Raw genomic sequence first — 24,064 nt, 5'->3', positions numbered from 1 at the left:
AATTTATTTTAATTTTTTACTTATTATTTTCACTAAATTTTTGTATTTTTGTGATGTAAAACTAAATATTATATAGTAATGAAATATTTAACTATTTTTTTTGCAATTTTTAATTTAATATTATTGCATAATAAAAAGAATTTTTGATAAAACAATGGATCAAATTGAGTTAATATTTCAATTTGATCCATAATCTTTTATATTCAAAACTATTTCACTCCTAATATTTGCAGCTAAATTAACTAATTCATCTTTAGATAGCATTGAAGTATCTATAGCTTTACCAAATACAACCCTCACTTTACAAGGTTTAAATCTTCTTTCATCTTCAAACCCTTTGCTAGCTCCTTCAATAGTTACAGGAACTATTAATGCCTCAGCTCTTGTGGCTAATTTAAGACTCCCTCTTTTAAATTCACCTACCTGTCCCATTTTACCTCTAGTACCCTCTGGGAAGATAACCATAGAAAACCCTTCTTTTATATTTTTTACACCTTCGCTAATAGATTTAACAGCCTCTCTGGCATTGCTTCTATCTAATGGAACACAATGAGCCTTTTCTAACCAATATCCCAGTACAGGTACCTTTAACATTTCTTTTTTCGCTATAAACCCTAAAGGCTTTCCAATAGTTCTAAAAAGTATTGGAATATCCAATATACTTGTATGATTACTTATAAATACACAATGTTCTGTAGGAATATTTTCTTTTCCTTCAACTTCAATTTCTATTCCTATGGTTTTAATTGTGTAATCAGACCATTTCATGGTTATATCTTCTACAAACTTTTCTGCTGTTTCATCTCCCTTATATCTTTTTAAATAAGAATATTTAATTCCTTTAATTCTTACTACAATCATATATATTATGTACATTATTCCTTTAAAAAACATATTACTTTTAATTCTCCTTACTTTGTAATATATAACTATAAGTCTAACTTTTTTTTATTTTTTAGCGAATATTATTTCATATTCATGTCAAAACTCTTAACCATGGAGGTGAATTATGAAGAAGACGCACTTTAAAACTTTTACTACCATTTTAATATTAATTCTTACCTTACTGTGTTCTCAGCAATTCACCTCATTATATAATAAAACTAATTCAAATAGCAATTACCTTTCAGTTCATTTTATCGATGTAGGGCAAGGTGACTGTATCCTTATTAACGTTAATGATTATAATTTACTAATAGATTCCGGACCATCTACCGCTAGAAATGATTTGCTGAACTATCTAGATAAACTAGATATTTTTAAGCTTGACTACGTAATAGCCACTCACCCTCACGAGGATCATATAGGAAACATGGATGCCCTAATACGCAAATACCATATTGGTAAATTTCTTGCACCTAAAGCAACTGCTTCAACCATAACCTTTGAAAATATGGTTACTGCTTTAAACGATAAAAATTTAAAAATTTCCGTTATATCTACAGGTTCTAACTCTATTAATTTAGGAACAGGAACCTCTATTACATTTTACACTTTACCAAATATAAATATAAATGATGAATTAAATCTTTATTCACCAATAATAAAATTTACATATAAAAATATTTCATTTTTATTTACCGGTGATGCAGAATTAGAAAATGAAAAATTTTTAACTGATAATAAAATAAATCTCAAATCTGATATACTAAAAATTGGTCATCACGGTTCAAGTTCCTCTACCTCTGAAGTTTTTTTAAACTCAGTAAATCCTAAAGTCGCTATTATATCTGTGGGCTCTAAGAATAAGTATGGTCATCCTGCTTATTCAACATTAAATCTCTTAAAAAATCATCATATAAAAATTTACAGAACAGACCTCTTAGGAAGCATAATTATAAAATCTGATGGTTCATCTTTTTCCATATCTTATCAATAAAAAAATGAAAGATTTATTCTTAAAAAGAATCTATCTTTCATTTTTTTTATTGACTTTCCTCTTCATCTTCTTTTTGCTCATCATCACTTAAAAATTCTTCTTTCATATATCTTCCCCATAGAGTAAGAATTTTAAATAAGTTTACTACATCTTGCTCATTATATAGCAAGATAGTATCAATTTTTTCTTTAGGCATTCTTTCAATATATTCATCATCTTTTAAAACTTTATGAAAAGTTTTAGCTAAATTTGATCCACTTATTACTTCGCCTTCTCTAAATATCTCAAAAATCTTTTCTAAGTTCTTAAGCCCTATAGAAGTCTTTTTATTTTTCTCATATTCCTTTTGAATATCGATAGATTTAAATTCCCCTTCAATATTAAAATTTATATTGTATTTCTTGAATAAATAATTAATAACAGTATAATCATTATTTCCAGAAAAGGTCACAATAGACTTCTTTCTCATTTCCTTCATTTTTATAAAATACTTCTTTGCTAAAACTAATATATCTACTACTTCACTTTTATTTTCAATCATATATTGGGTAACATAAAGCTTTTTGTCTATATTATTATATATACAAGCACCAAAAACACCTATACATTTAGGTTTTTTATATACATAATGTTCTAAATCAAAAAATATCAATTCCTCTGGCTTACACTTTTCCCCATCAATTTCTAGCATATCAATCCCATCATAGCCTTCAACTTCAATGACATTTTCTCGAATAATCACAATATCACTCTTTCTCTACATAATTTTATCGCCTGTATAAACTAATTCTACACTTATAGAATATATTATATCATACAAAATTATTTTGTTATAGATATATGTAATTTTTAGATAACAAGTACACCTCATTGACCTTTTATAAAGATTTTGATATTATATTGACATAACTAATCAGACGATAATGATTTTCAATTCGAGGTGATTTTATGAGTTTATGTGATTTGAAATTAGGGGAAAAAGGTAAAATTCATAGCATTAAAGGAGACTTAAAGTTAGCAAAAAGACTTTCTGCTTTAGGATTAGTAGAAGGTACGGAAGTAGAACTAAAACGCGTTGCTCCTCTTGGTGACCCCTTGGTAATAAATATACGTGGCTTTGATTTAGCCATAAGAAAAAAAGATGCAAAGAATATTTTTTTAATTAAATAGGCGGTGAATTATATGAAAACTGTTGCATTACTTGGTAATCCTAATGTTGGTAAGACCACTTTATTTAACTTGTTAACAGGTTCTAATCAAAAAGTGGGAAATTGGTCTGGTGTAACCATTGATAAAAAGGAAGGATTTTTTGATGATATCAAAATTGTGGACTTGCCTGGTATATACGCTATGGATACTTATTCTAACGAAGAAATTGTATCTAAGAACTTTTTACTAAATGAAGATGTAGATATAATATTAAATATTGTAGATGCATCCAACATAGATAGAAATCTATACCTTACAACTCAGTTAAAACAATTTAATAAACCAATAGTATTAGCAGTAAATATGATTGATGTAGCTGAAAAGAAAGGTATTTTTATTGATTTCAATATACTATCTTCTCTATTAGATGTTACTATAGTACCAATTCAAGCTTCTAAGGGCTTAGGTATTAGTGAAATCAAAGCTACTTTGAAAAATTTAGAGGCTTTAAAATGTACAAATAAAATAAATAGTTTTTCATCTGAAAAAGAAACCTATAAATACATAGAGACAATTTTGTCAAAGTCTCAAAAAAACATCAAACCAAAGACTTCTAAAAGAAATGATAAGCTAGATAGCCTACTTCTTAACCCATGGCTTGCTTATCCTATATTCTTTATGATTTTAGCATTGATGTTCCAAGTAACATTTTCTTGGATTGGACAACCTCTTTCAGATTTATTAGGAGTATTAGTTGATGATTATTTCACTCCTTTTGTAGCAAATTCTATTTCTAGTTTTAACCCATGGTTTCAATCATTAATTCTAGATGGTATTATTGCTGGTGTAGGAGGAATAATAGTATTACTACCTATAATACTTTCTCTTTTTACATGCATAACAATCCTTGAAGATAGTGGATATATGGCTAGAGTAGCTTTCTTAATGGACAAGATTATGAGAAAAATTGGTTTATCTGGCAAAGCATTTATTCCTATGATCATGGGATTTGGCTGTTCTGTACCAGCTATAATGAATGCAAGAACATTGGAAAGTGAAAAAGATAGAAAGTTAACAGCATTGCTTGTTCCTTTAATGAGTTGTAATGCAAGACTTCCTGTTTACAGTATTTTTGCTTTAGTATTTTTCCCAAAACATATTGGAATAGTAGTTGCTTCATTATATTTCTTAGGTATAATAATGGCCTTTGTAATAGGTCTTATATTTAATAAGACTATATTTAAAAATGATGAAGAGCCATTTTTAATAGAATTACCTGAATATAAAGCACCATCATTTAAAAATCTTTCTAATCAATTATTAGAAAAAACTAAAAGCTTTTTAACTAAAGCAGGTACACTGATATTTGCTATGAGCATAGTATTATGGTTTTTATCAAACTTTAATATCCATGGATTATGTGATGTAAATGACAGTATATTAGCTTCAATAGGTAGCTTTATTGCACCTATATTCAAACCTCTTGGTTTTGGAAACTGGCAATCTTCTGTTTCATTATTAACAGGACTATTAGCTAAAGAATCTGTTGTAGCGTCAATGTCAGTAATCTTCTCTGGAGATTTATATGCTGTGCTTCCGCTACACTTTACGGCACTTTCAGCATTTTCATTTATGGTTTTTGTACTTTTATATACACCATGTATTTCAGTTATTGGAACTATGAAAAAAGAATTTGGCAATAAAATGTGTGCTTTTTCTGTTATATATCAAGTATTATTAGCATGGATAGCATCATTTGCTGTATATAATATAGGATCACTAATTATTTACAATAAATCTTATATTGAAATATTTATAACAGCTTTATTATTAATTTCAGCTATCTTTATATTATATAGATCTTCAAAAAATAATTCATGCAAAAACTGCAAAGGTTCTTGTGATAGTTGTAATATTAAATTAGAAAAATAGAAGGCAGATTAATTTCTGCCTTCTATTTTTCTGCTTTTTTCTTAGATAGTTTTTTTCCAACTATTCTTTTATAATAAATATTTATTACTGCTGCTGTAGGTGAGCCTAAAAGCATTCCTGCCACTCCAAAGAATCCTCCACCAATAACCACAGCATATATAATCCAAAAAGGTCTTACACCAACTTTATTACCTACTAATTTAGGATCTAGATACCATCCATCAAACATCTGTAAAGAAAATAGCACCACAAACACTATAACTGCTTTTATAGGTGAAACAAATAAATTAATTAAAAATCCCACTATTTCTCCCACAAAAGGACCAAAGTAAGGAATCATATTAGTACATCCTACAATAATTGATAAAAGTACAGCATATTCAGAATTAACGATAGATAGTAATATAAATGCCATTATGCCTATTATCAATGAATCTAAAGCCTTTATACCTATATAGGCTCCTATCATATCATTATAAATTTTCATAAATTCAATAATTTTTTCCGTTTTTTCTTTTTTAATAAAAAGTTCTAAAAATTTCTTACTTGCTGCAATTAAACGATTTTTATCTATTAAAACATATATGGATACTATAAATCCTAAAATAACTTTTACTATTTGGGAAGATACACTAAATATTCCACTTAATGAGCTTTCTAATAAATTAACAGCTATTGTGCCAACCTTACTAATATATGTTTCCAAATTTGCTACAACTCCAGTAGTGCTTGCAAAATCCTTTAACATAGGATTATTTGTTATTTTATCAATAAAACTTCGTACTGACTCCATATAACTATCTGCATTAGAAGCTATATCCTTTATGGAATCAATTAAAGATGGTATACCATAAATACATAAAACAAATATTATTCCTAAAAATACTGCATATGTTAGTGCAATAGAAATTCCATTACTTAACTTTAATCTTCTTTCAAAAATCCTAACAACAGGACTTAAAATATACGCAATTACAATTCCATAAACAAAAGGCATTGATAATGATACAAACTCCTTAAAAAAATAAGTTATTCCTGGACCTAATATATCAAATGCTTTATAAATAATTATGCAAAATGTAAATGTTATCAAAGCAGCTATTATTACATCTTTATATTTATTATCTTTTAAAAACAATCATTTCACTCCTTTATTACATAATTTGATTATACCAAAAAATTTATTAAGATACAGTTAACTTTTGTATCTTATTTATTAACATATCATTGCTGACCCCTAGCAACTTAAAAGCCTTTTTTGTAACATTACAAATCGCTATTAATAAATAAATCTTTTCATCATCTATTTTTTCTTCACGTATTATTGATATTTGCTCTGCAACTCTATCTATTAATTTTATTATTTGTGCACTACTATAATTCTTTCTACTAGTTTTAATAGCTTGTATATACTCCTCTATTAAATTTATTAACTCTAATTTATCTTTTAAGTGGTAATAATCATAATTTATAGCTGACTCTTTTCCTTGCATATTATTAAACTTTTCATTAAGATAACATTCCATAATTTTAATTTTTAAATAGCTATTATCTTTAATGCTAAATGATTCATAGTAATCAAAAATAACATCACTACCTATATCTTTTTTAAAAAATTTAAAAATCAAATTTTCAATAACTATCCTCTCAATATCTACTTCTTTAATATTTATTTCATTTTTATCCAAAGCAAGAACCACTTCTTCTCTAGACCTCTTTAATAATAATTTTATAATATGATTTTCATTCCTTATATATTTTTTTATATTTTCATTTAATTTAATAAATCCTAAGGATACACTTTCTAGCTTTTCTGCTATTTCATAATCTACCTTTTTCATAATAGAATATATTTGATTGTATCTGGTATTTTCATATTTATTTCTAATTATTATTATCTTAGTAGTATTTTTATCATATGCTCTATGTAACGGATAAGCTAAATCTTCTATGGTCAAATTATAATCTTTATCTCTAATTATTAAAGGTGGAAGATTAAATTCTTTAAGCTCTACTATTTCTTCATGATTAAATTTCTTTATTAATCCTTTATTTCTAATATTTTCTAAAATATAATTAGTACTAAATAATTTTTTCTCCCTATGGATTGGATTATATAATTCACAATTATACCCCTGCTCTCTATATAGCCCTTCAATAAATTTATTTATTATTAATTTATATAGATCATTTAATTCTGTTACTATAGATAAACTTTTCATTTTATTTATAATCAATATTTTTTCATTGCTATGTATACTTTTATCCTCAACCTTAAATTGCGAAAAAAAACTTTCTAACATCCTATCTTTTTTTATATATAAATTTACATAAGGCCCTATTACTTCAAAGCTTTCTATTCCATTTTCCTTTAAAATATATGATATTTTTTTTGCAATAATTAAAGGACTTTCTTTAAAATTCTTTTTTAACATATAGCACAGCACACTGTAATCTCCATACTCTTTTGAAGTATTTCTTCGTATAGATTTTTTTATTATGTCTCTATTAACATCAAATTCTTTTTCAATAATGCCTACTATAATATTTATCTCATCCATAAACTTCTCCCTAAACATATCTATATTTAAAAATTAATTATAAGACAAAAGAAGTGGCAAAGCCACTTCTTTTAAAGTATAATTCTCACAATACTATAAAATAAATTAATTATAAAACTAACAGGATAGTAAAGAATGCTTGATCCCACAAAAACTACAAACATTAAGATTAAAAATTGATATTCATATATCTTATCTGCCATTTTATAAAAATGTTTAGGTGCTAAATCTCTAAATATCTCAAATCCAGCCAATCCTGGAAGCGGTAGTAAATTAAATACAAATAAACTTACATTTACACTTACAACAGCATAAACCATGCTTAATATTACAGTTCCAGCTGCACCACTTAACACCGTTCCCATGAATCTTATTAAGAATACATATATAAACATTCCAATAAATGCTGCAATTAAATTTCCTATAGGTGCAGCAATAGATACTTTTATTGCATCTTTATATCCTCTTTTGTAAGCCCTTGGATTTGTTTCTAGAGGCTTTGTCCACCCAAAACGAAATAACAAAATCATGATAAACCCTACAATGTCAATATGGGCTATTGGATTTAAAGTCAATCTTCCTTGAAATCTAGGTGTCTTATCACCTAACTTATCAGCTACAAAAGCTTTAGCATATCCCTGTACTGTAAAAGCAATTAATACTGCTGGTACAGATATAATCAAATTAAATAAATCAAAATTTCTCATCTTTTCACCTCTTTTGCATAATTTGCTTATTATTATATCATAATTTTTTCAAATAATATAAATTTAATAATAAGTTTATAATTTTACATATTTAAAAGAACCGCAACATTGCAGTTCTTTTAAATTTAATTTCCATTTAAATTATCATTTATCCCTTGCTGCACTCCTTCACTTGGAGTTTCAGTTTCTTCAGTTCCAGAATTACTATCTCCAGTTCCTTCAGATGGTTCTTTAGGTACTTCTGGGACAGGTGTACTTGGTATATTTTCTCCAGAATCTTCATTTGGTGGAACTTGTCCACTATTATCACCTGCTTCTTCTTCAGGTGCAGAAATTGGTTCATTCGGTACATAATTTGGTTCTTGCGGTGCTTCCATATAATTATTACCTCTTTTGACTTCACCATCTTGTGCTTCAATATAATCATTTGGATTTATATCGTACATTTTATTATAAACTGATTCTTGATTTGCATATTTTTGAAGTTCTGTTTTTAATGAATCATAATTAAATTCTTCTTCATTTGGATATTTATTTTCATATATAAAGTTATATAATATACTTGCATTTTGTAGTCTATCCATCAAGAATACAGAACCTAACTCCTTATAGTTTCTTGTTTCAGATAAAGCAACTAATGGGATTTGTAATTGTTCCACATCAAGACTTGGGAGCTTATATATTGTATATGCCATATTTAAAGCTTCCAACGGATCAATATTTGTCTTGATATATTCAAGCATAGTATTCATTATTCCCAAATATTTACTTGGCTTGGTATTTTGTAATTTTTCTATCACTTTAAATATTACTTCTCTTTGACGGTCAGTTCTCTCATATTCATCCCCAACGTTATATCTAATTCTCGCATACGATAAAGCTTGTTTACCATTTAAAGTCTGTATACCAGCCTTTTCAACAGGACAATCATTTCCACCAGTTGATTCACCTATATATTTATTAAGCTCTTCTAATTGATAATCTTTTACATCAACCTCTATTCCACCTATGTAATCAACAATAGTTTCAAATCCCCAAAAATTAATTATTATATATTTATCTATACTTACATTATATGTTTCCTTAACAGTTTTCATTAAAAGCTCTGGCCCACCAAGCATATATGCTGCATTAAGTTTAGCTTCTCCATGTCCTGGTATATCTACTAAAGTATCTCTAAATAACGATGTTAATTTAACTTTTTTATTATTATTATCCAATGTTGCAATTATCATAGAGTCTTATCTACAAGGTTCATCTAAATCTCTTGCATCTACTCCTATTAATAAAACATTTGTAATTCCTTCAACTTCTTTGAATTCTGAATCATTGTTAGAAATTGATGGTTCTTTTTTTACATAAATTTTATTTTTTATATGCTTATAAAATCCTAATACAGTTCCTATTAAAATAACTAAAACCATTACTAAAGATAAGACTACCTTTTTTGTCGTTGACCAGTTCTTTTTCTTTCTGCTCATTTTTCCGCCTCCTTTTCTTATAATATTATATAACTAATCTAAAATATATTACAATAATAATATAATATATTTTAAGTAAATTCATATTATCTTTGTATATAATATGGTATTTTGTAAAATTGCCACTTTTAAATTTATCATATTTTGTGTATTTTTTACTTTTTAAAACATAATATTCCTTTATACCTTAATATATACTATCATTTTTTTATTGTTTTAGGACAAAATATTAATAATCTATTATAAATTATTACATCTACTTAACTTTATTAATGTAATATATCATTAATAAGGTAATTATGATTGGAGGTCTTTCTATGAATATAAGCATTATTGGTATGCCTCTTTTTTATGGCTGTGATAAACCCGGTGTTGAGCAAGGACCAAAAATACTTAGAGAAAATAATGTTATAGATATATTTGCAAAAAAACATAATGTTATTGATTTAGGCGATATAAGCGTACCTTTCCTAGATGCTAAGAAAAAATTTTTGATTAATCCTAAAATGAAATATTTAAATGAAGTTATTGAATGTAACACCTCTTTAGCTGAACTAGTATATCTTGCTCTTAATAATGGTACTATACCTTTTATCTTAGGTGGAGATCATTCACTTGCTTTAGGTTCTTTAGCAGGCACTAGTAAATACTTTAATGATGATTTGGCTGTAATATGGATAGATGCCCATGGCGATTTAAATACTCACGAAACCTCACCTAGTGGTAATATTCATGGAATGCCTTTAGCAGCTTCCATAGGCCTTGGATATAAATCTCTAACATCTATTCTATTTAATAAAAAAAAAGTAAATCCAAAAAATATTTTTTTATTAGGCTGTAGAGATTTAGATAGTGGCGAAATTAAATTAATAAATAATTTAGAAATAAATATGTGGACAATTGAAGATATTAAAAATAAAGGAGCTGAAGCCACCATTGAAGAATTACTAAGAAAAATCAATAACAACCATTTAACTAATATACATCTTTCTTATGACATTGACTGCCTAGATCCTTCTTATGTTCCTGGTACTGGAACCCCAGTAAATAATGGATTAACATTTGAAGAAAGCCAAATACTTCTTCATGGAATATTTGGTACAAGCCATGTAAAATGTATTGATTTTGTTGAATATAACCCTACCTTGGATAAAGATAACAAAACTAAAGAAACCTGTATACAGCTTATTAACTTAATGTCTCAAGAACTTCATTGAAACTCCATATTTATGGAGTTTTTTTAATAATAAGTAATTTGTTAATTAAAGCACATTATGATATTATAAAATCATAATTAAATACATTTGGAGGAAAAAATGAAATTACTTTTTTTTGATACTGAAACCACAAGCGTAAAACCTGGCCATATATGTCAGTTAAGTTATATTACAGTAGATACAACTACTAAACCTCAAAGAACTATTGGCAAAAACTTCTTTTTTACTGTAGATGAAATGGATCCAGGTGCTGAAGAAGTTCACGGATTTTCTCTTGAAAAATTATATGAGCTTTCTGAAGGAATGGAATTTTTAGATCAACTACAAGATTTTATGAAAGACTTCTTTGATGCTGATTTTGTTATTGGACACAATGTTCAATTTGATATTAAATTCTTAAAACATGAACTAAACTCTCTTTATGAAGTGGGTATGATTGATGAGACATGGGAACCTAAAAACTCATTTTGTACTATGACATATTATAAAAACATTTGCAATATTCCTGCTCCAAGAGGGAATGGCATTAAGAATCCTAAACTTTCAGAAGTTATTGATTTCTTAAACATATCTCAAGATAAAATAGCTACCAAAGCTAATGAACTATTCCAAGGAAGTGGAAACTACCATGATGCAAGATTTGATACTGCTGCTACTTATTTATTAGTTATAGAAGGTATAAAGCAAAAATATATCAAACCTGGCTTTTTCTCAGAACAATTAAAGAAATAGCATCCTAATATTAATGGGATGCTATTTCTTTAACTAATATTTAAATCCTTTATTAATACTTAAACATAGTAAAAATAAATCTATTTTTATAATTCTAAGAATTTATAAAGTGCCTTACAAGCTTCTTTATCCATCGCTTCTAATCCTTCAAGTCTATACTTAATACCTAAAGTCTCATACTTATTTACACCAAGTAAGTGATATGGAAGCAATTCAACCTTTTCAACATTATCCAGTGTCTTAATAAACTTTCCTAGCTCTCTTATGTATTCTTCACTATCAGTTTTTCCTGGAACTACTACTTGTCTTATCCACATTTTAGTACCCATCTTCTTACATGCTTCTAAGAACTTTTGTGTTTCATCTATTTCTATTCCAGTCATATCCTTATAACCTTCTCTAGTTAAATGCTTCACATCATATAAAACTAAATCAGTATATTTTAATATTTCTTCATAATCTCCAAATCCTACTCCTGAAGTATCTAAAGTAGTATGGATTCCTGCTTCCTTACATAGCTTTAATGTTTCCTTAAGGAATTCAGGTTGCTTTAATGGATCTCCTCCTGAAAAAGTAACTCCACCACCTGATTTCTCGAAGTAACTTCTAAATCTAGATATCTTATTTACTAATTCTTCAGGTGTAAAATCTAACGCATCTTTATTTCCATCTAAAGTCCAAGTATCTGGGTTATGACAATAAAGACACCTTAGTGTACAACCTTGCATAAATACTACAACTCTGATACCAGGCCCATCTACTAGCCCCATACTTTCCACTGAATGAATTTTTCCTTTAATCATCTGCCATCCTCCCACAAGTCATACTAATATGAATTATAAATATTGCTAACAAACCATAACCTGCTAACAATAAATTACTTTATTATTAATCTGATATTACAATCCACAAATATATAATATCACATTACATTAATTCATGGAATGTTCTGCTACTAAATTCTAATTGTTGATCTTTTTATTAATCTTATAAAACTAAATGTTCTTTTATTTTCTCTAATACTTTATTTAATATTTTTAACAATATATGTTATAAAATAAAAAGGATTGGCATTTCAAAGCATTTTTTTCCTTAAAAATATTGATTTTTTTTACTAATATATATATAATATGCTTTGTTTGTTTAGTAATTTTAAACCCTCAGTTTAGTAATAGTTCTACAAATTAAAATTTATCCTGGGAGGTGAATAGTTTGAAAATCGGTGATAAAATCAAAAGAATGCGTATTGAAAAAGGTCTCACTCAGGAAGAGCTTGCCAATAGATGTGAATTATCTAAAGGATTCATTTCACAGCTTGAAAATGATTTAACATCTCCTTCTATTGCAACCTTAATAGATATATTAGAGATACTTGGTACAAATTTAAAAGAGTTTTTTAGCGATGATAGAGCTGAAAAAATTACATATACTTATGAAGATATGTTTGAAACAGAAAATGAGGAATTAAAGTATTCCCTTATGTGGCTTGTGCCTAATGCACAGAAAAACATGATGGAACCAATTATGATTACATTACAACCTGGAGGACAATATCTAGAAGAAGATCCTCATGAAGGAGAAGAATTTGGATTTGTACTTTCTGGTAATATAACGCTACATCTTGGTGATACTAAGCATAAGATAAAAAAAGGCCAAAGCTTCTATTTTAAACCTAAGGCCAACCACTATATTTCAAACAATGGAAAAACTGTAGCGAAAGTTATTTGGATTAGTACTCCTCCATCATTTTAATTAATATAAATATTAGTAATAAATTATAATTTTTAATATACAGAAAGAGGTGTTTATATTGAGTCAAAATATAATTGAGATAAAAAATGTGTCTAAAACATACGGTGATAATACTGTTTTAAATAACTTATCTCTTAATATAAGGAAAAATGAATTTCTTACTTTATTAGGTCCAAGTGGCTGTGGTAAAACAACAACTCTAAAAATATTAGCAGGCTTCGAAAATAGCGACATCGGTAAAGTTTTATTTAACGATGAAGACATTTCAGCTTTACCTCCATATAAGAGACAATTAAATACTGTATTCCAAAAATATGCCCTATTTCCTCATATGAATGTATATGAAAATATAGCTTTTGGATTAAAAATTAAGAAAGTATCAAAAAATGAAATAGATAAAAAAGTTAGTGAAATGCTAAAGCTTGTTGCTCTTGAAGGTTTTGAGAAAAGATCTATAGATTCTCTAAGTGGTGGACAACAACAAAGAGTTGCTATTGCTAGAGCTTTAGTTAATGAACCTAAGGTACTACTACTTGATGAACCTCTTGGTGCTTTAGATTTAAAACTTAGAAAAGAAATGCAAAGTGAGCTTAAAAGAATTCAACAAAGACTTGGAATAACATTTATCTTTGTTACTCATGATCAAGAAGAAGCACTGACAATGTCAGATACTATTGTTGTTATGAATAAGGGAATAATTCAACAAATGGGCTCTCCAGAAGATATTTATAACGAACCTGCCAATGCTTTTGTTGCTGATTTTATTGGTGAAAGTAATATAGTTGATGGAATAATGCTTGAAGATTTAAAAGTTGAATTCTGTAATCATGTATTCACATGTGTTGATAAAGGATTTAATTCCAATGAAGTAGTGGACGTTGTAATAAGACCTGAAGATATAGAAATTATCTCACCTGAAAAAGGAATGATTACTGGTAAAGTAAATTCCGTTAAATTTAAAGGCGTTCATTATGAGATAGAAGTAATTGAAAATGAACATAAGTGGATTGTACATAATATAAAAAATGCAGAAATCGGAGCTATGGTGGGATTAAATATTTCTCCAGAGTCTATTCATATCATGAGAAAGGTAATGATGTAAAATGAAGAAGAATAATGGTTCAAGTACTCTTCCTGCTTCACCTTATATAGTATGGAGCACATTATTTATTGTAATTCCACTTATTATAATTGTTTTCTTCAGCTTCACACAAGAAACAGCTTCTGGCTATTCTTTTACTTTAGAAAACTTTAAAAGAGTATTAAATTCACAGTATGTTTCTGTATTTAGAAGAAGTCTAGTGTTAGCTTTTCAATCTACAGTGCTATGTCTTATACTTGGATACCCTGTAGCATATTTAATCTCAAAAATGAAATCTAATAGAAGAAATATATTAATCATGTTATTTATTGTTCCAATGTGGATGAATTTTCTACTTAGAACATATGCATGGCTTCCTATACTAGGAAAAAACGGTGTAATAAATAACTTTTTATCTGCCATTGGCTTAAATACTATAAATATACTTTATACTGATGCAGCTGTGCTTTTAGGAATGGTTTATAACTTTTTGCCTTTTATGATACTGCCTATATATACAGTGCTGATAAAAATGGATAACAGTCTTATTGATGCTGCTGCAGATTTAGGTGCAAATAAAAGACAAATATTTACTAGAGTAATATTTCCATTAAGCATGCCTGGAGTTATTACAGGAATAACAATGGTATTTATGCCTGCTGTTTCTACATTTGTTATTTCAAGACTTCTTGGTGGTGGACAGTACATGCTGTTAGGAAACTTAATAGAAACCCAATTTACAACCATGGGAGATTGGAATTTTGGTTCAGCACTAGCTATCTTCATGATGATTATAATTTTGATTTCTATGGCTATAATGAATAAATTTGAAGGTACTGAAAGTATGGAAGGAGGAAAATAAATGTTAAATAAAATATCTAGTTTTATCAAAAGGTTTTATCTATTAATAATCTTTATATTTCTATATACTCCTATAGTAACATTAATGGTTTTCTCCTTCAACGACTCTAAATCTATGGGGCAATGGAAGGGTTTTACTTTAAGATGGTATCAGGAGCTTATGCAAAATGATAGAATTCTTCTTGCCCTTAAAACAACATTGATAATTGCCGTAATTGCTTCAGTTGTTGCTACTATCATTGGAACTTTTGCTGCTATAGGAATACATAAAATGAGGGGATTTAAAAAGAAAGCATTGCTTAATATCAATTATCTTCCTGTGTTAAATCCTGATATTGTTACTGGTATTTCACTTATGAGCTTATTTATATTTGTAACTCCTTATTTAAATATTGAATTTGGTTTTACTACTATGCTAATAGCTCATATTACTTTTAATATTCCTTATGTTGTATTATCAATACTACCAAAATTAAAGCAAATGCCAACTAACATAGAAGAAGCTGCTTTAGATTTAGGTGCAACTCCTTTGTATACTCTTAGAAAGATAGTACTTCCACAAATAAAGCCAGGAATTTTTGCTGGTATGCTTATGGCCTTTACAATGTCTATTGATGACTTTGTAATAAGCTTCTTCACCACAGGTCCTGGTGTTACTAACCTTTCTATTGAGATTTACTCAATGGCTAGAAAAGGAATAAATCCATCAATTAACGCATTATCTACATTAATGTTTATAATAGTGCTTATACTATTATTAATAGTAAATAGAAAAGATTTTAGTACGAAAGGTGTTGAAAAGTAAATGAAAATAAAAAAATCTATTGCTTGTGTTTCAGCTGTATTATTAGCATCTTCTGCTTTTGTAGGATGCTCTGGAAGCTCTGCTGGAGAAAATGGAACTATTAACGTATTTAACTGTGGTGATTATATTGATCCTTCATTAATTAACCAATTCGAAAAAGAAACAGGTATTAAAGTAAATTATGATACTTATGATACAAATGAAATAATGTATCAAAAAGTTAAAACTAATCCTGGAACATATGATATAGTTGTTCCTTCTGATTATATGATTGAAAAAATGATTGCAGAAGATATGGTAGAAAATATAGATTTTTCAAATATTCCTAACTATAAATATATTGGTGAAGATTATAAGAACCTTTCTTACGATCCTAATAATGAATATTCTGTACCATATATGTGGGGAACTATTGGTATAATTTATGATCCTTCAGTTGTTACTGAACCTGTAACAAGTTGGAATATTCTATGGGATAAACAATATAAAGATAATGTTTATATGTTCAATTCAATTAGAGATACAATGGCTATTGGTTTAATTAAAACTGGTTCATCTATCAACTCAACTAATGCATCAGAAATTGAAGCTGCTAAAAATGCTTTAATAGCACAAAGAGATGCAACTAATCCAGTATATGTTGTTGATGAAGTTAAAGATAACATGATAGCTGGAGAAAAAGCATTAGCTACAGTATGGTCTGGTGATGCAATTTATATCATGAATGAAAATCCTGATTTAAAATATGCTATCCCAGAAGAAGGTTCTAATAAATGGTTTGATGCTTTAGTAATACCAAAAGGTGCTCCAAATAAATCAGGTGCAGAAGCTTTCATAAACTTCCTATGTGATCCTGATAATGCATTAAAAAATGTTGAATATATTGAATACTCAACACCAAATACAGCTGCTTTTGAGATGTTAGATGAAGAAACAAAAAATAATCCTGCTGCTTACCCTTCTGAAGAAACTTTAGCAAGATGTACAATATTTACTAACTTAAATTCAGAAACATTAAAACTATATGAATCAGCATTTACTGATGTACTTTCAAATTAAGGCAATTTAAACTATGGTAAGATACTATATAATATGTGAGGGTAGGGTACAAGGAGTTGGATTTAGATATTTCTGTCAGATGAACGCCGCTGAACTTAATTTAACTGGTTATGCCCATAATCTTAATAACGGCATGGTAGAAATTGAAGTTCAAGGCTCTGAAGAAAAAATAAATATATTTATTCATAACATAAAAAAAGGTAATTTCTTCATAAGAGTAAATAACTTAAGCCAGAAGAAAATAGATTTACATCCTTCCGAAAAAAAGTTTTCAATAAGATAACGAAAAAAGGACTGAAAAAAAGTCCTTTTTTCAATTATCAATCCTCCCTTTCCACTTTTGTATCATATAACATTAAATTGTAATTCTTAATTATATTAATAAGCTTATCAGCATATATAAGCTCTCCAGCTTCATTTTTAGCAGTACTATATCCTGCCCTTTGAAGGGCTAAAGCCTGACTTCGATAGTCTTTTGCAATAAATACACCATTAACGGTATATCTTTCATTTTCATATAAAAATAGTCCATGATCTTCTATCGATTCTGCTTTGCTATCATACTTCCTAAAACTAGCCTCAATTACATCCGAATAATTTTCATTTGTAGTCATAGTAGCTATATCCCCATTCCATCTACTATCAGCTTTAATGCCAAATAAATTATTATGTTCCATTGCTAACTGTGATTTTCCCCATCCAGACTCTAAAATAGCCTGTCCTATAGTTATAGATGGCAATATACCATACTTCTTATAATTGATATATGCCTGCTGCTCTATTGATTCAATAAACTCTATCTTATCATAATCGTAATATAATCCTTCATATAGTGAGCAGTACTTTATTTTTTCTAAATACTCATTTGCTTCAACAATCTGTTCTTCTTCAAGTCCTAAATCTTCTAATACACTTTGAAAATTCTTAATCTTATATAGTGCATCTACCTTTTCTAAGAATCGTTCTGCAATCATAGTCAAATCATCATCTTGAATTAAAGTAGAGTTTCCATCATACAATACCATGGCAATGGCCATAACCTCCTGCCAATTAACTTGAGCTCTTCCATAACTCACTGAATCAGCTATATTTATGTAATCCTCCATCTGTTCTGCTGTAAATATTTCCTTCTTTAAAATATCTATATTAAACATATTTATTACTATAGAAAACGTAAGTAAAAAAACACTTATAAACAATATTACAAATATCGTTACTGAAGTTGTTTTATTTTTTTCAACCTTATATTCTTCAATTCCATTATAAACACTCTTATTTTGCACTCTTTCCACCTCCCTCTTTAATTATATATATATTCTTTGAATTATTTATTACATTACTATTACAAAAAAATTAAACAAAAATAATAAAAGGTATTAACATACCATATCTACTCCATAATTTGTTAATACCTTTTATACTTATATTTTTAAACTTTTTCTATCTTTAACTCTTCTTTGGAAAAAAATTCTTCAGTTTCGCTAATTACTACTTTTCTAAGAGCAATAAGTCCCACCAAATTAGGTAAAGCCATTAATCCATTAACTATATCTGCTATCACAAAAACCGTGTCCAACGATAAAAATGGCCCAACAGCAACAAATGATATAAATACTATCTTATATAATTTTATACTCTTTATACCTGCTAGATATTGAAGACACTTTTCACCATAATAATTCCAACCTATAATTGTAGTAAAGGCAAAAAATATAAGCCCTATATTTACAATAAACTTTCCAATACCTGCTATAGGAAATGCTGTTTCAAAAGCAGCTGTTGTCATAGCCACACCTTCAAGTCCACTATTAAATGCTCCTGTCAATACAAGTGCAAGACCAGTCATTGTACATATTAATATAGTATCAATAAATGTTCCTATCATTGAAATAAGTCCTTGTTTAACTGGTGATTTTGTTTTTGCAGCTGCAGCTGCTATAGGTGCACTTCCAAGACCTGCTTCATTAGAAAAGATACCTCTACCTATACCTCTTTGAATTACTGTTTTAATAGTAATTCCAGCTGCACCTCCCAGTGCAGCCTGGGGATTGAATGCACTGCTCACTATCAACAGAATAGCCTCTGGTATCTCCTTAAAATAACATATAAGTATTAGTAAGGCTCCTATAATATAAAGTGAAGCCATAAATGGTACTATTTTTTCTGCTACTTTAGATATTCTTTGAATTCCTCCCAATGTAACAGCAGCAACTAATACTGTAATTACAGTTGCTGTAATCTGGGGAGAAATATTAAAACCTTTAGTAACTGCATCTGATATAGATTTTACCTGCCCAAATGTTCCTATTCCTAAAAGAGCTACTGCTAATCCAAAGAAAGCAAATAATTTTGCTAAAAGTTTATTGCCTGTTCCTTTCTCTATATAATACATAGGGCCTCCACACATCTGACCATTTTCATCACATTCTCTATACTTTATAGCTAAAAATCCTTCTGCATATTTTGTGGCCATTCCTACAAAAGCTGCAATCCACATCCAAAGTATTGCTCCTGGTCCTCCTGTTCCCACAGCCGTTGCAACCCCTACAATATTTCCTGTTCCTATAGTTGCTGATAAAGCTGTACATAGCGCAGCAAAGCTAGATATATCACCATCTCCTTTAACTTGGTCTTCATCCTTAGAAAATAAATACTTAAAAGCAAGTGGAAGCTTGGTTATCTGTAAAAAGCCTAACTTTACTGTAAAATATATTCCTGTTCCTACTAAGAGAATTAATAGTGGTGGTCCCCATACTAAATTGTTCATTAAATTTAAAATATTTTTTACTATCTCTAAAAATTTCATAAAAAAACCTCCTATTATTTTAGGAGGAGATTAATAAAAATATTATATATAATTATATTTAAACTTTTAAAATATTTAAGAAATTAAATATAATATTTTTATTTAATCCCCTGTCCTTTTACCTGAGAGTTTCAACATTTCTGTCTTGCTCCTTCGGTGCTCAAAAATTTTGAGTCTCTCCAAGGGCTCGTCCAATAGCGGTCCTACAAACCTGAAAGATTTACTTCTTCGGTGGATTATTAAATCGCTCTCCCACTACCTTCAACCGAACATATTATTTTGTTAGATTAATTATATACTTTATGATAAATTTTTTCAATATTTATCTATATAATCTGTTTATAGCACTGATCATAGCCTTAATAGAAGCCTTAGTAATATTACTATCTACACCTACACCAAAAGTTTTTATAAAGCTATCCCGTCTCTCCATATACACATAGGAAGCTGCTTCCGCTTCTGAACCCATGCTTAAGGAATGTTCTTTATAATCTAATATTTTAACATTAATCAATTTGCTTTTTGATAATCCATTTAAAAGAGAATCAATAGGTCCATTTCCAATTCCCTCAATAATATGTTTTTCATTTTTAAAAGTTATTTCTGCCTTTACTTTTGTATTTACCTTTTCATTTACCTCTACTATATCTTCAATATTAAGGTTATTAAGCTTCATGGGCTCTTTTATATCTAAGTATTGTTCTGTAAAAGCATTCATTATTTCATTCGGTTGTACTTCACCTTTTAACTCTGAAATTTTCTGAACTACTTCTGCAAACTCTTGTTGCATTGATTTTGGAAGCTTATACCCAAAACAATGATCCATAATAAAGGCTACTCCTCCTTTTCCTGATTGGCTATTTATTCTTACTAAAGGCTCATATTCTCTTCCTAAATCAGTTGGATCTACAGGTAAATACGGTACTTGCCATATGTTCTTATGCCTTTCATTATATTTTTTTATTCCCTTATTTATTGCATCTTGATGTGAACCTGAAAATGCTGTAAAGACTAAGTTTCCTGCATATGGATGCCTTACATGCACTGGAATCTTTACACACCTTTCATATATTTCAATTATTTCATTGATGTTTTCAATATTAAGCTCCGGATTTACTCCATGAGAAAACATATTATAGGCAACTGTCAGTACATCTACATTACCAGTCCTTTCACCATTACCAAATAAAGTTCCTTCAACTCTATCAGCACCAGCTAAAAGTGCCATTTCAGCATCAGCTACCCCTGTTCCTCTATCATTATGTGGATGTACACTTATAATAACATTTTCTCTAGATTTTATACCCCTGCACATATATTCAATTTGGTCTGCAAATATATTTGGTGTATCCATCTGCACTGTTGATGGCAAGTTTATTATGACCTTATTATTCTTATCTGCTCCCCAAGTTTTTACCACTGCATTACATACTTCAAGAGCATAATCCATTTCTGTCCCTGTAAAACTTTCTGGAGAGTACTCTAAATATATTTTCCCTGGAAATGATTTTACATATTCCTTTACAAGTTTTGTTCCCTCTATAGCTATTTCTTTTACTTCACTTTTACTCATATTGAAAACAACATCTCTTTGCAGTATTGAAGTAGAATTATAAATATGAACTATAGCCTGATTTACTCCTTTTAAAGCTTCAAAAGTCTTTTCTATTAAATGTGGCCTAGCCTGAGTAAGAACCTGCACAAGCACATCATCTGGAATTATATCCTCTTCAATTAACCTTCTTAAAAAGTCATATTCTATTTTTGATGCAGAAGGAAACCCTACTTCAATTTCCTTAAACCCAAGCTTTACTAAGAGCTTAAAAAACTCTACCTTTTCATCTACAGTCATTGGATTTATTAATGCTTGATTTCCATCTCGTAAATCCACAGTACACCATATAGGCGCTTTATTAATTGTATTATTTGGCCATTTTCTATCCTTCAATTCTATAGTTTCAAATCTTTTGTATTTTTTATAATTTAACATTTAATAGCCCCCTTAAAAATGTTTATATAAAAAATCTTCACCCTTCTAATACTCTCAATTATTACTTTTAAGTATTCTTTTTTATTATATTATCTAATTAATACTTTTTTGTCAATATTTTACTTTTGGTTTTCTACTCTATTTCTCTCTTCCCCATTATAGAAAGCTTCTATATTACTTATTACCTCATCAAATAATCTTCCTCTAGCTTCTACACTTGCCCATGCAATATGAGGTGATAAAATAAGTTTTTCTTTATCTTCAACTTTTAATATTGGACTATCTTCTTTTATTGGCTCAATTTCAAATACATCTAGAGCAGCACCTTTTATTTTTCCTTCATTTAAGGCTTTAGCAAGATCTTCTTCACATACTATAGGTCCTCTACCCATATTTATTAAAATAGAGCTTTTCTTCATTTGACATAATGCATCATAATTTATTAATCTATCAGTCTTTTCATTTAATGGTGCATGAATAGATATTATATCGCTTTCTTTTAATAATTCCTCAAATGAAACTCTTTCAAAGTCCTTAGATGAATTTTTTCCTGATGTAGAGTAATAAATAACTTTTGCACCAAAGACTTCTGCTATCTTAGCCACTCTTATTCCTATATTTCCCAAACCTATTATTCCCCATGTCTTTCCTTCTATTTCGTTAAAAGGTTTATTTAAACATGTAAATAATCCACACTTAGAATATTCACCACTCTTTACAAAATTATCATAATAAAGTACTTCATCCATTAAAGCTAAAGCTGTGGCAAAGGTATGTTGAACTACAGTACTAGTAGAATAACCTGCAACATTTGTTACAGCTATGTTTCTTTCCTTAGCATATTCTATGTCTATATTATTAAAACCAGTAGCAACTTCACAAATTAACTCTAAATTTTCTGCTGCTGATAAATTTCCTTTATCAAGCACAACCTTATTAGTAAATACTATATGAGCATCCTTAATCCTTGTTCTTACTTCTTCATAAGAAGTTGTATCATAATAAGTAAAATTCCCATACTTCTTTAATTTATCATAAGATACATCGCCTAAGCTTTTTCCATCTAATATAACAATATTCTTCTTCATTTTCTTCTCCTTTACATTAAATTTAAATACTTCATAAATACTTAAACATTATATCACTATATCTATTATTTCTCATGCTTTTTTAAAGATGATAATACTTTTATAATTGTATCTATATCTTCATCACTAAGCTCTTCATAATTATCTAGCTTTTCTTTAATATCTTCAATAATATGACTTTTGTAATTATCTGAACTCTTATTTCTTCCGGAATTCACTATATATAATGTTATTGTAGTAGTAATTACTCCAATAACCCCAATTCCAATTATCATAAGTATAACAGCAAAAATTCTACCTAACTGCGTTTTTAAAAGTACATCTCCATAGCCAACGGTAGTAAAAGTAACAAAACTCCACCAAAGAGCATCTTCAAGACTTATACCTTCTATAGTAGAAATAATTACTGCACCAATAACAATTATTATCACTGATATAACCAGCAAAAAGTTGAATTTGTTTTTTCTTATTTCATCTCTTACCTTAACTTTAAATTTAATGATATTTACTATAACCATAAAAACTTTACATAGTCTAATTACCATATATGCAGGAATAATTTCAGTAATCTTCACTACTTTAAAACATTTCAAATATATTCTTATGGAGATAATTGATAAAAGATCAATTATATTTTCCTTAAAAAACTCCTTCTTATTCTTACTTAATACTAATCTGCCAATATAATCACCAATGAATATAAGCCTAATAATATTTTCTATATAATAAAATGATAGACGTACTTCTTTAGGAATACTTACAAATATATCTATAACTATTATTAAGCTTAACATTAATGCCACTAAACCTATAAAATAATCATATACGCTCTTTTTATTCATATGCCTCTTCTCACTTTTTAAAAGATAATATATTAATTTATATGTAATCTACATAATTATAATTCTATATATAGTTTCTATGTTTTAAAAATATTTATTATACTTATAATTCATCATAAAAA

Annotated in this window: 24 protein-coding genes and 2 riboswitches; of the genes, 11 read left to right on the top strand and 13 right to left on the bottom strand. The window is 28.4% G+C overall.

All coding sequences use genetic code 11. The features are described from left to right. Positions 1-177 precede the first annotated feature (177 nt). On the bottom strand, positions 178-894 hold the full coding sequence (locus H8R92_RS04300; protein WP_022211093.1) for a lysophospholipid acyltransferase family protein: 717 nt from the start codon (positions 892-894) through the stop codon (positions 178-180). Positions 895-1,009: 115 nt separating this feature from the next. Between H8R92_RS04300 and H8R92_RS04295 the strand changes: the two genes are divergently transcribed. Continuing rightward, positions 1,010-1,879, top strand: a complete 870-nt coding sequence (locus H8R92_RS04295; protein ID WP_022211092.1) for a ComEC/Rec2 family competence protein — start codon at positions 1,010-1,012, stop codon at positions 1,877-1,879. 46 nt (positions 1,880-1,925) lie between these two features. Here H8R92_RS04295 and H8R92_RS04290 read toward each other — a convergent pair whose 3' ends face one another. Beyond that, a complete protein-coding gene (locus H8R92_RS04290; RefSeq protein WP_022211091.1) occupies positions 1,926-2,621 on the bottom strand; it encodes a ribonuclease H-like domain-containing protein in 696 nt (231 codons plus the stop codon). A gap of 206 nt (positions 2,622-2,827) precedes the next feature. Here H8R92_RS04290 and H8R92_RS04285 point away from each other — a divergent pair, with 206 nt between their 5' ends. Together H8R92_RS04285 and feoB are read left to right on the top strand one after the other, a co-directional pair. Further along, complete coding sequence (locus H8R92_RS04285; RefSeq protein ID WP_022166644.1) at positions 2,828-3,049, top strand: FeoA family protein; 222 nt, start codon at positions 2,828-2,830, stop codon at positions 3,047-3,049. A gap of 12 nt (positions 3,050-3,061) precedes the next feature. Further along, on the top strand, positions 3,062-4,960 hold the full coding sequence (feoB, locus tag H8R92_RS04280) for a ferrous iron transport protein B (protein WP_186834814.1): 1,899 nt from the start codon (positions 3,062-3,064) through the stop codon (positions 4,958-4,960). Between the two features lie 22 nt (positions 4,961-4,982). Here feoB and H8R92_RS04275 read toward each other — a convergent pair whose 3' ends face one another. From H8R92_RS04275 to H8R92_RS13150, 5 genes are all read right to left on the bottom strand, one after another. Continuing rightward, a complete protein-coding gene (locus H8R92_RS04275; RefSeq protein ID WP_022211089.1) occupies positions 4,983-6,098 on the bottom strand; it encodes an AI-2E family transporter in 1,116 nt (371 codons plus the stop codon). A gap of 46 nt (positions 6,099-6,144) precedes the next feature. After that, on the bottom strand, positions 6,145-7,521 hold the full coding sequence (locus H8R92_RS04270; RefSeq protein ID WP_022211088.1) for an arginine--tRNA ligase: 1,377 nt from the start codon (positions 7,519-7,521) through the stop codon (positions 6,145-6,147). A gap of 71 nt (positions 7,522-7,592) precedes the next feature. Then, positions 7,593-8,228 (bottom strand): site-2 protease family protein, encoded by a 636-nt coding sequence (locus H8R92_RS04265; RefSeq protein WP_022211087.1) that lies wholly within the window; start codon positions 8,226-8,228, stop codon positions 7,593-7,595. Positions 8,229-8,353: 125 nt separating this feature from the next. Then, positions 8,354-9,457 carry an LCP family protein gene (locus H8R92_RS04260; RefSeq protein WP_420314169.1) on the bottom strand — a complete coding sequence of 368 codons (1,104 nt, stop codon included), beginning with the start codon at positions 9,455-9,457 and terminating at the stop codon, positions 8,354-8,356. A gap of 12 nt (positions 9,458-9,469) precedes the next feature. After that, positions 9,470-9,709 carry a hypothetical protein gene (locus tag H8R92_RS13150; protein ID WP_243166591.1) on the bottom strand — a complete coding sequence of 80 codons (240 nt, stop codon included), beginning with the start codon at positions 9,707-9,709 and terminating at the stop codon, positions 9,470-9,472. 317 nt (positions 9,710-10,026) lie between these two features. Here H8R92_RS13150 and rocF point away from each other — a divergent pair, with 317 nt between their 5' ends. Both rocF and H8R92_RS04250 read left to right on the top strand, forming a co-directional pair. Beyond that, positions 10,027-10,926 (top strand): arginase, encoded by a 900-nt coding sequence (gene rocF, locus H8R92_RS04255; protein WP_022211085.1) that lies wholly within the window; start codon positions 10,027-10,029, stop codon positions 10,924-10,926. Positions 10,927-11,025: 99 nt separating this feature from the next. Beyond that, the gene (locus H8R92_RS04250) at positions 11,026-11,658 is read left to right on the top strand and encodes a 3'-5' exonuclease (protein WP_022211084.1); all 633 of its coding nucleotides are present in this window, start codon (positions 11,026-11,028) and stop codon (positions 11,656-11,658) included. A gap of 86 nt (positions 11,659-11,744) precedes the next feature. Here H8R92_RS04250 and pflA read toward each other — a convergent pair whose 3' ends face one another. Continuing rightward, a complete protein-coding gene (gene pflA / locus H8R92_RS04245) occupies positions 11,745-12,461 on the bottom strand; it encodes a pyruvate formate-lyase-activating protein (protein WP_022211083.1) in 717 nt (238 codons plus the stop codon). Positions 12,462-12,870: 409 nt separating this feature from the next. On the opposite strand from pflA, the gene H8R92_RS04240 reads away from it, so the two are divergent. The 6 genes from H8R92_RS04240 to H8R92_RS04215 are packed head-to-tail and all read left to right on the top strand — an operon-like array spanning position 12,871 to position 17,499. Beyond that, positions 12,871-13,410 (top strand): helix-turn-helix domain-containing protein, encoded by a 540-nt coding sequence (locus H8R92_RS04240; RefSeq protein WP_022211082.1) that lies wholly within the window; start codon positions 12,871-12,873, stop codon positions 13,408-13,410. A gap of 58 nt (positions 13,411-13,468) precedes the next feature. Further along, positions 13,469-14,512: a spermidine/putrescine ABC transporter ATP-binding protein gene (gene potA, locus H8R92_RS04235; RefSeq protein ID WP_022211081.1), complete on the top strand. Its 1,044-nt coding sequence runs from the start codon at positions 13,469-13,471 to the stop codon at positions 14,510-14,512. A 1-nt stretch (position 14,513) separates the two neighbouring features. Then, positions 14,514-15,353 (top strand): ABC transporter permease, encoded by an 840-nt coding sequence (locus H8R92_RS04230; protein WP_022211080.1) that lies wholly within the window; start codon positions 14,514-14,516, stop codon positions 15,351-15,353. Then, the gene (locus H8R92_RS04225) at positions 15,354-16,157 is read left to right on the top strand and encodes an ABC transporter permease (RefSeq protein ID WP_022211079.1); all 804 of its coding nucleotides are present in this window, start codon (positions 15,354-15,356) and stop codon (positions 16,155-16,157) included. Further along, on the top strand, positions 16,158-17,216 hold the full coding sequence (locus H8R92_RS04220) for an ABC transporter substrate-binding protein (protein ID WP_022211078.1): 1,059 nt from the start codon (positions 16,158-16,160) through the stop codon (positions 17,214-17,216). It begins immediately after the preceding gene. Positions 17,217-17,229: 13 nt separating this feature from the next. After that, positions 17,230-17,499 (top strand): acylphosphatase, encoded by a 270-nt coding sequence (locus H8R92_RS04215; protein WP_022211077.1) that lies wholly within the window; start codon positions 17,230-17,232, stop codon positions 17,497-17,499. Between the two features lie 37 nt (positions 17,500-17,536). Here the strand turns inward: H8R92_RS04215 and H8R92_RS04210 are convergent, their stop codons facing one another. The 5 genes from H8R92_RS04210 to H8R92_RS04190 form a co-directional block, all read right to left on the bottom strand. Next, a complete protein-coding gene (locus H8R92_RS04210; RefSeq protein WP_022211076.1) occupies positions 17,537-18,499 on the bottom strand; it encodes a glycoside hydrolase family 73 protein in 963 nt (320 codons plus the stop codon). 146 nt (positions 18,500-18,645) lie between these two features. After that, positions 18,646-20,022 carry an alanine/glycine:cation symporter family protein gene (locus H8R92_RS04205; protein WP_022211075.1) on the bottom strand — a complete coding sequence of 459 codons (1,377 nt, stop codon included), beginning with the start codon at positions 20,020-20,022 and terminating at the stop codon, positions 18,646-18,648. 101 nt (positions 20,023-20,123) lie between these two features. Next, positions 20,124-20,210, bottom strand: a riboswitch (glycine riboswitch). After that, positions 20,211-20,287, bottom strand: a riboswitch (glycine riboswitch). It abuts the riboswitch before it with no gap. Between the two features lie 57 nt (positions 20,288-20,344). Beyond that, entirely contained in the window at positions 20,345-22,012 is a 1,668-nt protein-coding gene (gene leuA / locus H8R92_RS04200; RefSeq protein ID WP_186834813.1) for a 2-isopropylmalate synthase, read from the bottom strand. Positions 22,013-22,131: 119 nt separating this feature from the next. Further along, positions 22,132-23,100: a D-2-hydroxyacid dehydrogenase gene (locus H8R92_RS04195; protein ID WP_186834812.1), complete on the bottom strand. Its 969-nt coding sequence runs from the start codon at positions 23,098-23,100 to the stop codon at positions 22,132-22,134. Between the two features lie 65 nt (positions 23,101-23,165). Further along, positions 23,166-23,942, bottom strand: coding sequence for a potassium channel family protein (locus H8R92_RS04190; protein WP_022211072.1), 777 nt, complete (start codon positions 23,940-23,942; stop codon positions 23,166-23,168). Positions 23,943-24,064: the final 122 nt, after the last annotated feature.

Origin of the sequence: Clostridium lentum (assembly GCF_014287815.1) — a bacterium.
GTDB lineage: Bacteria > Bacillota > Clostridia > Clostridiales > Clostridiaceae > Clostridium > Clostridium lentum.
This window is presented reverse-complemented; position numbering and strand designations above follow the sequence as displayed.

Bases quoted from the DNA above. Each gene is read 5' to 3' on its own strand.
- H8R92_RS04270 (WP_022211088.1), bottom strand. From the start codon at position 7,521: ATGGATGAGATAAATATTATAGTAGGCATTATTGAAAAAGAATTTGAT.
- H8R92_RS04285 (WP_022166644.1), top strand. From the start codon at position 2,828: ATGAGTTTATGTGATTTGAAATTAGGGGAAAAAGGTAAAATTCATAGC.
- H8R92_RS04195 (WP_186834812.1), bottom strand. From the start codon at position 23,100: ATGAAGAAGAATATTGTTATATTAGATGGAAAAAGCTTAGGCGATGTA.
- H8R92_RS04225 (WP_022211079.1), top strand. From the start codon at position 15,354: ATGTTAAATAAAATATCTAGTTTTATCAAAAGGTTTTATCTATTAATA.
- H8R92_RS04205 (WP_022211075.1), bottom strand. From the start codon at position 20,022: ATGAAATTTTTAGAGATAGTAAAAAATATTTTAAATTTAATGAACAAT.
- H8R92_RS04215 (WP_022211077.1), top strand. From the start codon at position 17,230: ATGGTAAGATACTATATAATATGTGAGGGTAGGGTACAAGGAGTTGGA.
- pflA (WP_022211083.1), bottom strand. From the start codon at position 12,461: ATGATTAAAGGAAAAATTCATTCAGTGGAAAGTATGGGGCTAGTAGAT.
- feoB (WP_186834814.1), top strand. From the start codon at position 3,062: ATGAAAACTGTTGCATTACTTGGTAATCCTAATGTTGGTAAGACCACT.
- H8R92_RS04220 (WP_022211078.1), top strand. From the start codon at position 16,158: ATGAAAATAAAAAAATCTATTGCTTGTGTTTCAGCTGTATTATTAGCA.
- H8R92_RS04190 (WP_022211072.1), bottom strand. From the start codon at position 23,942: ATGAATAAAAAGAGCGTATATGATTATTTTATAGGTTTAGTGGCATTA.
- leuA (WP_186834813.1), bottom strand. From the start codon at position 22,012: ATGTTAAATTATAAAAAATACAAAAGATTTGAAACTATAGAATTGAAG.
- H8R92_RS04230 (WP_022211080.1), top strand. From the start codon at position 14,514: ATGAAGAAGAATAATGGTTCAAGTACTCTTCCTGCTTCACCTTATATA.
- H8R92_RS04300 (WP_022211093.1), bottom strand. From the start codon at position 894: ATGTTTTTTAAAGGAATAATGTACATAATATATATGATTGTAGTAAGA.
- H8R92_RS04295 (WP_022211092.1), top strand. From the start codon at position 1,010: ATGAAGAAGACGCACTTTAAAACTTTTACTACCATTTTAATATTAATT.
- H8R92_RS04265 (WP_022211087.1), bottom strand. From the start codon at position 8,228: ATGAGAAATTTTGATTTATTTAATTTGATTATATCTGTACCAGCAGTA.
- H8R92_RS13150 (WP_243166591.1), bottom strand. From the start codon at position 9,709: ATGAGCAGAAAGAAAAAGAACTGGTCAACGACAAAAAAGGTAGTCTTA.
- rocF (WP_022211085.1), top strand. From the start codon at position 10,027: ATGAATATAAGCATTATTGGTATGCCTCTTTTTTATGGCTGTGATAAA.
- H8R92_RS04250 (WP_022211084.1), top strand. From the start codon at position 11,026: ATGAAATTACTTTTTTTTGATACTGAAACCACAAGCGTAAAACCTGGC.